We start from the raw sequence: 14,495 nt of genomic DNA on the forward strand, positions 1-14,495 counted from the left end.
GGGCAACCCGCCTCCCATCTACCTTATGATGATGCCCGCACGTTAAACCGATAGACCGTTGTGGATACTCGCTCCTTACCAGCTGACAATACAATCGACGGAAACCGCGGATGGTGAATCGCATCAGGCAGCCCTTGCGTTTCCAGGCAAATGCCTAAATATTTCCGCGACGGCACGCCGCCAAGATCGAGCCCTTCCGGCAATTGGTTCGACGTGTAAACGACAACGCCCACTTCATCCGTCTCAACCGTTAACGTCCGTCCGCTCTCCGCATCGCAAAGCACAATTTCCTCGTCATGTTGCCGATCAAGCCAAAACGGATGATCATACCCGCGCCCAGCCAATTCGATTTGCGGATGCCCGGATTCAACCGCCTCTTTCACTTTCTTTCCTTGCCGCAAATCAAACGGCGTGTTGGCGACGTCCATAACAGCCCCGGTCGGGATCAACTCGCGATTCAGCTCTAAAACGCGGGAACTTTTGATCGTTAATTCATGATCCAAAATATCCCGTTTCAAATTGCCGCTTAAATTAAAATATGTATGGTTCGTTAAGTTAAGCAGCGTCGTCCGGTCAGAGCGGGCATGATAGGTAACGATCCATTCGTTGTCATTATTCAGCCAATACACCACTTGAACGTCAACCGTTCCGGGGTACCCTTCTTCCCCGTCCAGGCTCGTGTAGGAAAACACGACCCCGACCGCATCGCCGCGCCGGACAGGCTCCGCCTGCCAAAGCACGCGGTGGAATCCGCCCGGGCCGCCGTGCAGATGGTTGTTGTTTTCGTTTTTCGCCAACTCGTACGTGGCCCCTTCAAGCTCAAAACTCGCCCCTTGAATACGCCCCGCCACCCGGCCGATCACGGCGCCGAAGTAAGGGGCATTTGTCAAATACGGCTCAAACTGATCAAACCCGAGCACGACATTTTCCACGTTTCCGTTCTGGTCAGGAACCAGCAGTTTGGTCACGATGCACCCATAGTTCGTCGCTGACAGTTCCATGCCGCGATCGTTTACCAATGTGAACAAGAGAACGTCCTTTCCGTTAAGTTCGGACCACTTTTCGTATGTAATGTTCATCTCGATTCCTTCCTTCATAACCGCACGATCGCTCCCGTTTTCATCGATGTGCGGCAAGCGTCGAGCGCCCGCGATTGTTTGATCATGCGCTCCGGTGAGTACAACAGCGGCGTCCCTTCGAGAATGGCGCGGGAAAAGTGCTCGATTTGCAGCGCGTATTGGTCGCCAAACACGGTTTCCTCACGCTCGCTTCCATCAGCCGTTACGACCGTCATCCGTCCCTCTCCCCCGTCCACATCCGGCCGGTACGCCCGCGAAACAACGATTTTTCCTTTCGTGCCGATGATTTCGTACTCATTTTTGAAGAACATATCGAAGCTGCACGTGAACTGGGCGAAAACACCATTTTCCATCTTCATCCAACCACTCGTCGTCAAATCAACCGAACGTTGCGGATCAAAACGAGATTGGACAAACAGCTCGACGGGCTCGGCGTCAAGGACGTGTCTTGTCGAATGCACACCATAACAGCCGACATCGAACAGACTTCCCCCGCCAAGCTCATCGCTCATGCGGATGTTCGCCTCACGGTCTTCCAGGTAAAACGAGAAATGGGTGCGCATGTACTTGACATCGCCGAGCTCGCCAGCAGCTAGAAGTTGCTTCACCCGCTCGTGCTGCGGATGGAACTGGTACATGAACGCTTCCATAAATAAAACGCCATTTTCCTCGCACGCCTCGATCATGCGTCGGACATCTTCCTCACATAAGGCGGCGGGTTTTTCGCAAAGCACATGCTTTTTCTTGTTCGCCGCTTTAATCGTCCATTCGGCGTGCAAGCTGTTTGGCAGTGGAATGTACACCGCGTCAACATCAGGGTCATCGAGCAGCTGGTCATAACTGTCGTACGCTTTCGGAATCCCAAGTTCCCGCGCCGTCTGATTCGCCTTTCCCCTTTCACTGGCAATCGCCACAACTTCCGCGCACTCCACGCGGCGAATCGCCGGGATCATCACCTCTTTGGCAATGGCGGCGGTACTGATGATGCCAAAACGGACTTTGCGTTCCATGTCCCGTCTCTCCTTTCCTTTTTCAGACGGATAGGCTGGCCATCAGACCAGCCTTCGGTTACTTATCTTTTTCCTAAACGGATGACGTTCCACGATAACTTCGGCAACATGGCCGACACTTTCCCGCCGGACAGTTGGGCATCGCCGTTATGATGTGGGACAACCGGGGAAGATTGGGCCGAATTCGTTTGTTTCACGTTGTCATGTTCCAAAACGATATGTTCAATGACACGGTAGTCTTCAAAGCTGCGAACATCGCATTCCAGCAACAACGCGTCTTCCATATCACGGTTGACCGCAAAAATCGTCACTTCTTCTTTTTCTTCATTGTAAACCGCAATGGATTCTAAGTACGGAACATCGGTGAAGTCTTTGCTGTCGTATTTCGGGCTCGAAATAACCGGATGCAGCGCCACTCCTCTGCCATAAACAGAGGCGTGCATAAACGGATAATAAATCGTTTGTTTCCAAGCTGGACCGTTCTTTTCCGTCATGATCGGCGCAATGACGTTGACTAATTGAGCCAAGCAGGCAATTTTCACCCGGTCCGCATGTTTCATGAGTGTAATAAGCATGCAGCCGACAAGAAGCGCATCTTCGAAGTTATAAATATCTTCCAACAGAGGCGGTGCCACGGTCCACGGCTCAATTTGTTTATCTGCTTCGTTCGAGTGGTACCAGACATTCCATTCATCAAACGAGAGATGAATCGTTTTTTTGCTCCGTTTTTTCGCCTTCACATAATCAGCGATCGCCACAACGGAACGGATGAAATCGTCCATTTCCAGCGACAGCGCCAAATAATTGGCTGTATCATTATCGCGATTTCCGTAATATTGATGGAGAGAAATATAATCGACATGCTCATACGTATGATCCAAAACGGTCGCTTCCCATTCCGCAAACGTCGGCATGTTCCGATGCGAACTGCCACAGGCGACGAGTTCAATTGTCGGATCGACCCATTTCATGACCTTGGCCGCTTCGCAGGCGATTCGTCCGTACTCGACGGCCGTTTTATGGCCGATTTGCCACGGGCCGTCCATCTCATTGCCTAGGCACCACGTTTTAATTTTATGCGGCTCTTTGTAGCCATGGGAAATGCGCAAGTCGCTGTAATACGATCCTGATGGATGGTTGCAGTATTCGACTAAGTTGCGTGCCGCATCAATGCCACGCGTCCCCAAGTTGACGGCCATATTCACTTCGGCCCCGGCCATTTTGGCCCAATCGACAAACTCATTCAATCCGATTTCATTGGTCTCTACCGATTTCCACGCCAAATCCAGCCGCCGCGGCCGTTTTTCTTTTGGCCCAACTCCATCCTCCCAATTGTACCCGGACACAAAGTTCCCGCCCGGGTAGCGGATAATTGGGACTTGCAACTCTTTCACCAGTTCGATGACATCCTGCCGAAAGCCGTTTTCATCGGCCTGCGGGTGGCCTGGCTCATAAATTCCTCCATACACTGCACGGCCGAGATGCTCGATAAACGAGCCATAAATGCGTTTGTCGATTTCGGCGATTTTGAAGTCTTTTTCGATGATCATGGTTGCTTTCTTTGCATTCATAGCTAGTACATCCTTTCTATATTATTTGCTATTAGCCTTTTACTCCCCCAACTGTTAATCCGGAAATAAAATACCGCTGGAAGAACATAAATAAAATAATAATCGGGAGAATTGTTAACAAGGATCCCGAAATTAAAATATCGTAGTTATTGCCATAAGGAGTTAACAATCCTGATAAACCGATTGGCAATGTAAACATATCTTCTGTTCTTAGAACGACTGTTGGCCATAGAAAACTGTTCCAGTAACCCATTGCCTGTAAGATGGCCATTGCCCCGAACGCAGGTTTCATTAACGGAACCATGATACTAAAAAAAATTCTGAACTCAGAACATCCATCTATCCTAGCAGCATCAAGCAATTCCCTTGGCAACCCTAATGCATATTGTCTAAAAAAGAAAATAGCAATAGGAGCTACCATGGTGGGAACAATAACTCCCCAGTATGTGTTAATCATTTTGAAGGACACCATCAATTTGTATAAAGGTAGCATCAAAATTTCAGTTGGAATCATCATTACAGCCAAAACAAGAATAAAAGTTGCATTTCTGCCTTTGAAATCGTAAACAGCCAATGCATACCCAACCATAGAAGAAAAGAGTAACGATAACACCGTTCCTACGGCTGTGATAATCAAACTATTTTTATACCAAGTTAGATACTTCGCCCCGTCTTGAAAAAGATAAATGTAATTTTTAAATGACATCAAATGTGCTTGTAATTTCAAATTCAAACCATATCTAAGCAACTCTGTAGATGGCTTAAAAGATGCAAGTAATAGAGCAAAAAACGGAAAAAGTACAACAATAGCTAGTACTAATAACATTAATACAATTATTATCTTTGCAATCGGGTGAGTTTTCGTTGTCTCTGTCAAACCTTACCCCTCCTTCCCAAAGGCTCCTGTAATCTTCAACTGAATAATATTAATAACAAACACAATGATTAACAGTACGATCCCGATAGCCGAACCGAATCCCATGTCGTTGTTCATAAACCCTTCCTTATAAATGTAACCTACTAAAGTAAGTCCAATATCACCAGGTGACTGATTTTGCCAAAACACAAAACTTTCCTCGTACATTCTAAACCCACCAAAAATGCTAATAGTTAATACATAAATTACTACGGGCTTCAGAAGGGGAAGTGTAATATAAAAAAACTTCCTAAATACCCCTGCTCCATCCATCTCTGCTGACTCATAAAGCTCCTTTGGGATATTTTGCAATCCCGAGAGAAAATACAAAATATTAACCCCCAACCACTTCCAAGAGGCTAAAAATACCATTAAAAACATTCCTGTTCCCCAATGCATTGTCCACTGCTGAGCTGGTAACCCTAATAGTTTCAATAACGTATTCGCAGGGGCTGATTCTAACTCCCCAAAGATTAAGCGGAATACTATACCGACTACGATGGTAGAAGTTAAAGCTGGTATGAAATAGGCAGATCGAAAAAAATTACGTCCTGGTACGGCTCTAGAATTCAATATGACCGCCAGTATTAAAGGAAGGGGGATCAAGATAATTAGTGTCCAAATAGTATAAATTGTTGTATTACGCAAAGCCGCATAAAAATGTGGATTGAATAATTTTTTATAATTTTCTATCCCAACAAACTTTGTTTCGCCAGGTAACACTTCTTGAAAACTCATTATAATTGTTGAAATGGAAGGATAAAGAAAAAATATTAAAAAAGATAGAATAAACGGTGATACGAAAATGTACGGAGCAACTTTTTGAGAAAAAATAATTCGATTTTTCTTTTGTTTCCGTGATACCGCCTGTATTGAGTAGTCTAATTTATTTTCCACCGATACTTCCCCTCACTTCCAATGGTATATGCTTCCCGTGCCGAGAAACATCGGATGGTGAGGGAAGATTCAAATCCATGGCATTATTCGAATCTTCCCTCGGGAAGCTAAGCCATTTTTCTTCTTATTGTTTCCTCATTTCATTTGCAACGCTTTTCAAAGCATGTTCTGGGGACGTGCTCTTTTCTCTTAAAACTTTGTGCAAGGCAGATTGAATCACTAACTCATTCATTTTCGGAGTATTTTCAGTAACTGTCGGCGAATTGATCTCATCCTTCACACTTGTTAAAATATCAAAAATATAATCACCGAAGTATTCTGTATATTTATTCGGTTCTTTCAGTGCAGGATCGCTCCAAACATCCCAGCGAAGCGGATCGAACCCAAGTTGTTTCCAAATTTGAATGTTGGATTCCTTAGATAATTTGGCAAACGCCAAAAATTCCTTTGCAAGTTCTACATTCTTACTTTGATTAGTAATAGCGGTTCCAGTACCACCCATACCAGCCGAACGCTTTCCATCTGCTGTCCATTTTGGCATTGGACGGATAATCATCTTACCTTTTAGATCTGGCATGTAATCTGTAAACCTCACCATGTACCACAGCGGCATCATAACAGATGCGGCTCCACCTTTATTCATAAACCCATAATATTCTTCTGCATGATGTTGCCCGCCAGGAGCAACTACAGCAATTTTTTCGTCTAGCAATTGCTTCAAAAAGGTTAATGTTTTTATGTTGGTATCGTTATCTACAATTACACTACCATCCTTACTGTAAAAATCGGACCCTTGCTGTACAACCAAAGGCCAATAAGTCCATGGTCCATCTACTTCAATTGTAATCATCGGTTTCCCTGTGGCACTAACTACCTTCTTACCTGCCTCCTTAAAATCATCCCATGTAACGATTTGATCGGGATCTACCCCTGCTTTATCTAGCAGTTCTTTATTATAGTAAATAACGGTCGCACCTACGTGAAAATCAATCCCATAGTACTTTCCATTCTTAGAATAGATATCAAATCTCGATTGAATAACTTTATCTTTTACAGGTTCTATAATATCGTTTAACTCTACTAACTGTGGTTTTCCTTTTAAATAGTTGGAGAAGCGAGAAATCTCGATATCCGCAATGTCTGGTGCTCCTACTCCCGATTGCAAAGATAAAAGCAGTTTGTTATGCATATCTTCATACGGATAAACGGTAGTTTCCAACTGAATCTTTTTATTAGGATTTTTTTTGTTCCACTCATCAGCCATAAACTCAAAAAACTCGGCATGTTGCTCTCCAAATGTCCACAACGTTAGTTTAGTAGCACCATTTTCACTTTTTCCTTCCTGTCCAGAGCTGCTTGAGGAGTCACCTGAACAACCAGTTAAAAACAGTGACATTGTTATGACCATTACTAGTAACAACGTAGAAAATCTCTTCACCTTTTTCATCTTTCTGCCCCCTTCTCCGTTTTCCAAAATCCCCTTATAAACTGCCACACCGCCGAAAAATTGAAAACGCTTTTAAAATTAACCACCTCCCCCTAATTTTATTTCAAATCCTTTCCTAAAGGATTTGAAAACAATTTGACCTTACATTTTTAACCCAAAAATAGATTTTTCTATTTGTTGTACGTATAACTTTTGATTTAATTTTACCACCACGCATATTTTTTTCAATACAATAATTCAAAAAAATCAATTTTTATTTACCACCAAGCCAGCAAACATGTACGTATAAATTCACAAACACAGACAACTCACACAAATAACCAAACATCTTAATTTAAAAAAATATAGGCACAATCTCTCCTTTTCTTCGATCTACGCCCTTAGACGACAAGTCCTTCTATCTTCCCGTATAGTATGTTTCTTATCTCCCCCGCCAAAACACTTCATTCCATCTCAATTCATTTTTGAGCGATGAGACGGACGTACGTGCATTGATCACGACGCATTCGATGCCGGCCATTTCTGCAAAGTCTTGCAGTTGTTCTGTTGTAACTGCAAATGAGAAGCATGTATGGTGGGCGCCGCCAGCCAAAATCCATGCTTCGGCCGAATCACGAAGCGACGGCCGCGGTTTCCATAAAATGCGCGCAACGGGCAATTTCGGCATGTCGTGCTCCACTTTGACCGCATCGACCTCGTTGACAATGAGGCGGAATCGGTGCCCTAAGTCGATTAGCGACGCATTGACGGCCGCCCCTTCACCACCGTCAAAGACTAAGCGGGCCGGGGCTTCTTTTCCGCCGATCGACAGTGGATGAACTTCAATGCGCGGCCGGGTTGCGGCGATCGTCGGGCATACTTCGAGCATATGGGCGCCAAGAATCATTTCATTGCCCGGCTCAAAGTGGTACGTGTAATCTTCCATAAACGACGTCCCTTTGCCGTCAGCCATGACTTTCATCAACCGGACGAGTGCGGCTGTTTTCCAGTCGCCTTCGCCGCCGAAGCCATATCCTTCGGCCATCAACCGCTGAACCGCGAGTCCCGGGAGCTGCTTCATCCCATGCAAGTCCTCAAACGTCGTCGTGAAAGCGGCAAAGTTCCCGTCTTTCAAGAAAGCCTTTAATCCAAGTTCAATCCGCGCCTGTTCACGGATCGACTCGCGAACCGGCCCGTCTTGGCGGCCAGCGGGCACAATGTCATACAGCTCGGCATATTCCTCAAGCAGTTCGTTGACTTTTTGTTCGGAAACATCGCGGATGTATTGAACCAAATCCCCGACGCCATAGCCATTGACCGACCAACCGAATTGGATTTGCGCTCCGACCTTGTCCCCTTCAGTCACTGCCACTTCACGCATGTTGTCGCCAAAACGGGCGACTTTGAGATGGCGGCTTTCCGCAAAGGCGACGGCCGTTCGCATCCACTTCGCCAGCCGCTCGCGGACGCTTGAGTCTTCCCAGTGCCCGGCCACCACTTTTCGGGCGACTCCCATTCTTGCGCCGATAAATCCGTATTCCCGGTCGCCGTGGGCCGATTGGTTTAAGTTCATAAAGTCCATATCGATGCTGTCCCACGGAATATCGCGGTTAAATTGAGTATGAAGATGCAATAACGGTTTTCGCAGTTCCAAAAGGCCGCCAATCCACATTTTCGCCGGCGAGAACGTATGCATCCAGGTGATCACCCCAGCGCATTGTTCATTCACATTCGCCTCAAGGCAAACGCGCCGGATTTCCTCTGGCGTTGTGACGACCGGTTTCAAAACGAATGGGAACGGAAATACCGAATCGCGGTTCCACCCATCGACCATGATTCTCGAATGTTCTTCAACCTGCTTTAATGCTTCTTCCCCGTACAAGTGCTGGCTTCCTGTTACAAACCAAAATTCATAAGGACGTAATGACAGCATGATTGCCCCTCCCCATTTACGATAAAGTCACCGATTCGTTCGCCGCCCGTGCGGTTTCTCTCCAATGTTTGAGCCGTTTCATGACATCGTTTTCCCCACGGCCGAAATAATCATGAAGCTTCGTATATTCTTGGTACAACTGCTCGTAGATTACGACATTCTCTGGAATTGGCTTGAACGTCTCTTCGCGCACTTTCCCCATCTTTTGGGCTGCGTCGACGATCGATTCATATCCACCGTTTTCTTTGCCGGCCGCGACCGCCGCAAACATAGCCGCCCCCACCGCCGGAGTTTGTTTCGAAGCCGCAATTTTGATCTCGCGGTTGGTGACATCGGCATAAATTTGCATGAGCAGTTTATTTTTTTGCGGCAGCCCGCCGCACGCGTACAATTCGTCAACTTTGACACCGTTTTCAACGAAAGCATCGATAATTTTGCGTGTGCCAAAGGCCGTTGCTTCAAGCAGCGCACGGTAAATCTCTTCTGGTTTCGTTAGCAACGTATAGCCAATGATGAGCCCGGTTAAATCGGTATCGACCAATACGGAGCGGTTGCCGTTCCACCAGTCCAACGCCAACAGCCCGGTTTCCCCCGGCCGATAGGCAGCTGCCCGCTTCTCAAGCCATTCGTGGACGCTGACTCCTTCTTTTTCTGCCGCTTCTTTCACATATGCGGGAACGCCTTGCTCCACATACCAAGCGAAAATGTCACCAACTGCAGATTGGCCGGCTTCGTAACCGAAATACCCGGGAATGATGCCGTCCTCGACGACCCCGCACATGCCTTCGACATATTTTTCTTCCGTGCCCAGCAGCATGTGGCAAATCGAGGTTCCCATCGCCATCACCAGCTTCCCTGGTTCGACAACCCCGACACCCGGTACGGCCGCATGGGCATCGACATTTCCGACGGCGACGGCTGTTCCCGGAAGAAGGCCCATCATGGCCGCCATTTCGTTCGTCAGCACTCCCGCTCTCGTGCCAAGCGGAACGATCGGGCCGCGCAGTTTCGTGTCTGTCAAGTGTTCCAGCCGCGGGTCAAGCGCCCGGAAAAATTCCTTGCTTGGATACCCATCTTGCTTATGCCAAATCGACTTATAGCCCGCTGTGCAGCTGTTACGGACGATATTCCCAGTCATTTTGAAAATGACCCAATCGGTCGCCTCAAGGAAAAGGTCAGTCTGTTCGTAAATCTCCGGATCTTCGTTTAGAATCTGCCAAATTTTCGCAATCATCCATTCAGATGAAATTTTTCCGCCATATCGCGGCAAAAACGCTTCCCCTCGTTTGGCAGCGATCTCGTTGAGCAAGTTCGCCTCATCCTGAGCGGCATGGTGCTTCCACAGTTTCACCCAGCTGTGCGGGCGATGCTTAAACTCTGGTTTCAAGCAAAGCGGCTCTCCGGAGGCATCAACCGGCAACATTGTGCAAGCCGTAAAATCGATCCCGACCCCGATAACATCCGATGGACTAACTCCAGACTTTTGCAAGACGGCCGGGACAGCGGTCGCCAACACTTCGACATAATCACCCGGGTGTTGCAACGCCCAGTCTGGCTCGAGTTGTACGTTCGATTCCGGCAGGACTTCATCGATAACTCCGTGAGGGTATGGAGTGACATGATCCGCAATTTCGTTTCCGTCTAGATCAACGAGAACCGCCCGTCCCGATTCCGTCCCATAGTCGATGCCAATGACATATTTTTGGCCCATCTAGTTCTCCCTCCCCTTATTGCCCATAGTAAGCATTGACGCCATGCTTGCGTAAATAGTGGCGGTCAAGCAGCGATTGGCTGATCGGCTGTACGTTCGGATTGAGCATGAATGTTCTTGCTGCCATTTTTGCCACTTCTTCCAAAACAACAGCATTATGAACAGCGTTTGCTGGATCTTTCCCCCAAGCAAACGGTCCATGCCCATGTACTAAAACGCCAGGCATTTGCAGCGGATCAAGGAAACGGAACGTTTCCGTAATCACCTTTCCGGTCTCTAGTTCATAAGCCCCTTGAATTTCTTCATTGGTCATCGGGCGGGTGCACGGAATTTCCCCATAAAAATAGTCCGCGTGCGTCGTTCCTAATGCTGGAATTCCTTTTCCAGCCTGAGCCCAAGTCGTCGCCCATGTTGAATGGGTATGGACAATTCCACCGATTCCTAGAAATTGTTTATACAACCATACATGGGTCGGGGTGTCGGACGACGGTTTCAAGTGCCCCTCGATCACTTCGCCGTCTAAATTGACAACTACCATATCGTCCACAGTCAGTTTGTCATACGCCACCCCGCTCGGCTTAATGACAACCAATCCGCGCTCCCGGTCAATTCCGCTCACGTTTCCCCACGTAAACGTCACAAGACGGTATTGCGGGAGCTGCAAATTGGCCTCCAATACGGCCTGTTTCAGCTCCTCGAGCATTGCCCCCACTCCCCATCAAAAAGTTCTTTCACCTCCATTATAATTTTGTACGTACAATTTTTCCACAATTTTTTCTTTAATTTCATACATATTTTTATATTTCCTTTGTAGAGTTCCGGACAATAAGCTCTGGTTCATAAATAATATCCTCAATTTTCTCAGCAGCAGGCTGCTCAATCATGTGAATAAGCAACTCGGCCGCTTGAATCCCCATTTCCGTTTTCGGATGGCGGATCGTCGTCAACTTTACTTCCGTCGCTGTCGCAAACGTCGAATCATCAAACCCAACGATCGAAACATCCTCCGGAACAGACAATCCTTGTTGGCGGATCACTTCAAGCAACTGAATGGCCAATTCATCGTTATAGCAAACGAACGCCGTCGGCCGCTCCCCTTTCGGCCGCCGCAAAAACTCACGCGCCACCTGAATCGGCTTGGTCCATTTCTCTTCCGTTGCATATGGAAGAAGATACTCCGTCGCCACCGGCACCTCGTGCTGCTGGTGGGCGCGAATAAAGCCGCGCAAACGGTCGACTCCTTGCAAGTCATCCGTTTTAAAGAAACCGGCAATCCGGCGATGCCCTAACCGAATGAGATGATCAGTCAATAAAAATCCGCCCTTCTCATCGTCCATTTTGACGCACGGACAACTCACTTCCAAATAGCGGGCGTTAATCATCACGTATGGGATATGGAGATTGTTAAGCGACAAGTAGTAGCCTAAATTCGGATTTCCTTGCGCACTTTTCGTCGGTTCAATAATCAGTCCGCTTAACGGCTCGCGAATCATCTCCTCCAGTTGTTCTTTTTCCCTCTGTTTATCATTATTCGTGCTGGCAAGCAAGAGACGGTACCCTTTCTCCCGCAACGTCTCCTCCGCCCCACGAACGATATGCGGAAAGATATAATCAGAAATATACGTCGTCACGATCCCGATCGTTTTCGTGTCGACTTGTTCCTTCGGCTTCGGCCGGGACACAAACGTACCGCTCCCTTGAATTTTGTACAGCCATCCTTCCTTCTCGAGCTCCCCCAGCGCCTGTCGGACGGTATGGCGGCTCAGTTGAAATTGATGGGCGATTTCGTGTTCAGTTGGAATTTTCTCATCTGGCTTCATTTTTCCAGAAACGATCCAAGATAAAATTTCCTGTTTCAATTGCATATATTTCGGCAGCGTTTTCTCCTTCATAGTCCACCTCAGCAAACAAAAATGAGATACAAATTAATTTTATTATAACAGTTTTGATTTGTCCGTATCTATTTTTATTTCATTTTGAAAAGGCACTTTCCTTTCGAAAGACTGTAGATTCAGCCTTTGAGCTATTGATGTAGAACAATTTTTTAGAAAACAGTTCTCGATCAATTCCTTAAAATAAAAAAACGCCCTAAAATATTAGGACGCCTCCAATGATGAAAGATGAGCGACAGGGCAATGCTATGCCAGCTGACCGTTATGTCAGCTCTTCAATCATTACTACCACCGCATCCCGCAAATCATTGTAGGACCAACTAGGCAAGGTCGGTCGTTGGATGGCAAGCTCGTGTGAAGCGGGGAGATGAACAAACCCGGCCTGAACGGACAAACTTTCACTGCTTACTTTATGCAGAACAGAATACATCACATGATTGCACAAATACGTTCCCGCGGTATTGGAGATCTGGGCGGGATAGCCTTGTTCATTCAATGCGTTGACAAATTGACGAATTGGCAATGTAGAGAAATATGCCGCTGGCCCGCCTTCGACAATCGATTCATCTTGTACTTTTATCCCGCGGTTATCGGGCCCTCCGTCCTGACAATTGATCGCCACTCGCTCTGGAGTAATTTTGGTGCGCCCGGCGGCGAGGCCAAGTGATATAACGGCATCCGGTTCAATTTCCGCTACATACGCTAAACAACGCAAAGAAGAAGTTTGTATCGTTTTTGATTATTTTGCTCCACTTTCGCCTTTGCCATTAAATTATCAAATTGCTTATTGACGCAATTTGTTCGGTTGTTCGGGCTGCCGCCTAGGTAGTAGTCTAAAATAACCGTTGGGTCAACGAACACGCCTACCCATTCCATACGGTCTATTTGGAAATGGGTTAATATCTTTAGCCAAATTGGCTTGTTGGGAAGCACGTTTAGACAATGAAGAGCGGCTTCTACTTACCAGTTCCTGTCTGCTTTCAGAACAGAAGCCGCTCCCCCTTCCTATCTCCCCCGAAACACCGGCTTCCGCTTCTCCAAAAAGGCGCGGACGCCTTCGCGGTGGTCTTCGGTTTGCCGCATGCGCTGCTGGGCGTCGGTTTCGAGGTCAAGGACGCGAAGCAAATCTGCTTTCGTTTGTTCAGCGTACAGCATTTTCGTGGCGATCATGGCTTGAAGCGGTTTTGTTTGCAAGGAAGCGATGATTTGTTCGGCCTGCTCCTCGTTCTCGACAACGAAGTCAACGAGCCCGAGCTGCAGCGCTTCGTTTGCATCCATTGGTTTTCCTTCCCAAATGATCTGTTTGGCTTTTGCGGTCCCGACCCGCTGCGCCAGGAAGAAATGCCCGCCGCCGTCAGGGATGAGGCCGATGCCGATGAAATTCATCGCCAGGCGCGCGTCTTTGGTGGCGATGAGGCAATCGCTCGCTAAGGCAAAGCTGAACCCAAGGCCGGCTGCCGGACCGTGGATGAGCGACACGGTGATTTTCGGCATCGTATACAAGAGCGTGATCATCTCCTGAATCGTTTTCATCACGGTTTGAAACTGACTCGGATCATCAGCAGCGAGCATCGTTTTAATATCGCCGCCAGCGGAAAACCCCCTTCCCTTGCCGCGGATAACGACGATGTCCGCCTCACTCTCTTTGATGGCCCGCAGCGCTTCGACAAGCTCACCGAGCATTTGCACATCCATCGCATTGAGCGCCTGCGGGCGGTTCAATTCCAATATCGCCTTGTTTTGGTCAAATGTCAGCACCACTGTCTCCATGGCTCTCCCCCTCTGAATCATCATTCATGTATTCATTTCCCGACGAAGAAGCGAAATTCCTTTTTTCTGCATAAAAAAACAGGCGCTCGTGATGAAAAGCGCCCGCCGTTTGATCGTTTCCACATTGTGCAGCACCCACCTGCGCCTAGACGTTCTTTCCATTCCTTGATGCGATCAAGCTACCGTTTTATGCGTTTATCAATTTCACTGAGCGCGGCACTCGCCCGTCCCCAGACGGTCTTTCCGTTCCTTGGTGCAATCAGGCTGCTGTTTTATGCGCTTGGGGGTGC

Annotated in this window: 12 protein-coding genes; all 12 read right to left on the bottom strand. The window is 47.5% G+C overall.

The annotated features are described in order from the left end of the window. Positions 1-23 precede the first annotated feature (23 nt). The 12 genes from M493_RS09100 to M493_RS09155 all read right to left on the bottom strand — a co-directional run bounded on the left by M493_RS09100 (position 24) and on the right by M493_RS09155 (position 14,205). Entirely contained in the window at positions 24-1,079 is a 1,056-nt protein-coding gene (locus tag M493_RS09100; RefSeq protein ID WP_020960031.1) for an aldose epimerase family protein, read from the bottom strand. A 14-nt stretch (positions 1,080-1,093) separates the two neighbouring features. Next, complete coding sequence (locus tag M493_RS09105) at positions 1,094-2,089, bottom strand: Gfo/Idh/MocA family protein (RefSeq protein WP_020960032.1); 996 nt, start codon at positions 2,087-2,089, stop codon at positions 1,094-1,096. Between the two features lie 62 nt (positions 2,090-2,151). Continuing rightward, positions 2,152-3,660: an alpha-N-arabinofuranosidase gene (locus M493_RS09110; protein WP_020960033.1), complete on the bottom strand. Its 1,509-nt coding sequence runs from the start codon at positions 3,658-3,660 to the stop codon at positions 2,152-2,154. Positions 3,661-3,691: 31 nt separating this feature from the next. Beyond that, the gene (locus tag M493_RS09115; RefSeq protein ID WP_051391590.1) at positions 3,692-4,486 is read right to left on the bottom strand and encodes a carbohydrate ABC transporter permease; all 795 of its coding nucleotides are present in this window, start codon (positions 4,484-4,486) and stop codon (positions 3,692-3,694) included. A 54-nt stretch (positions 4,487-4,540) separates the two neighbouring features. Beyond that, complete coding sequence (locus M493_RS09120) at positions 4,541-5,473, bottom strand: carbohydrate ABC transporter permease (protein ID WP_020960035.1); 933 nt, start codon at positions 5,471-5,473, stop codon at positions 4,541-4,543. A 124-nt stretch (positions 5,474-5,597) separates the two neighbouring features. After that, entirely contained in the window at positions 5,598-6,911 is a 1,314-nt protein-coding gene (locus M493_RS09125) for an ABC transporter substrate-binding protein (protein WP_041267924.1), read from the bottom strand. Between the two features lie 430 nt (positions 6,912-7,341). Next, a complete protein-coding gene (gene araA / locus M493_RS09130; protein WP_020960037.1) occupies positions 7,342-8,832 on the bottom strand; it encodes an L-arabinose isomerase in 1,491 nt (496 codons plus the stop codon). A gap of 16 nt (positions 8,833-8,848) precedes the next feature. Beyond that, positions 8,849-10,543 (bottom strand): ribulokinase, encoded by a 1,695-nt coding sequence (locus tag M493_RS09135; RefSeq protein WP_020960038.1) that lies wholly within the window; start codon positions 10,541-10,543, stop codon positions 8,849-8,851. 16 nt (positions 10,544-10,559) lie between these two features. Continuing rightward, complete coding sequence (araD, locus tag M493_RS09140; protein WP_020960039.1) at positions 10,560-11,246, bottom strand: L-ribulose-5-phosphate 4-epimerase; 687 nt, start codon at positions 11,244-11,246, stop codon at positions 10,560-10,562. 94 nt (positions 11,247-11,340) lie between these two features. After that, entirely contained in the window at positions 11,341-12,435 is a 1,095-nt protein-coding gene (locus M493_RS09145; protein ID WP_020960040.1) for a GntR family transcriptional regulator, read from the bottom strand. A gap of 262 nt (positions 12,436-12,697) precedes the next feature. Further along, positions 12,698-13,150 (bottom strand): pyroglutamyl-peptidase I, encoded by a 453-nt coding sequence (locus tag M493_RS17700; RefSeq protein ID WP_420480323.1) that lies wholly within the window; start codon positions 13,148-13,150, stop codon positions 12,698-12,700. Between the two features lie 290 nt (positions 13,151-13,440). Next, the gene (locus M493_RS09155) at positions 13,441-14,205 is read right to left on the bottom strand and encodes an enoyl-CoA hydratase (protein ID WP_020960042.1); all 765 of its coding nucleotides are present in this window, start codon (positions 14,203-14,205) and stop codon (positions 13,441-13,443) included. Between the last annotated feature and the right edge of the window lie 290 nt (positions 14,206-14,495).

Source organism: Geobacillus genomosp. 3, from assembly GCF_000445995.2.
GTDB lineage: Bacteria > Bacillota > Bacilli > Bacillales > Anoxybacillaceae > Geobacillus.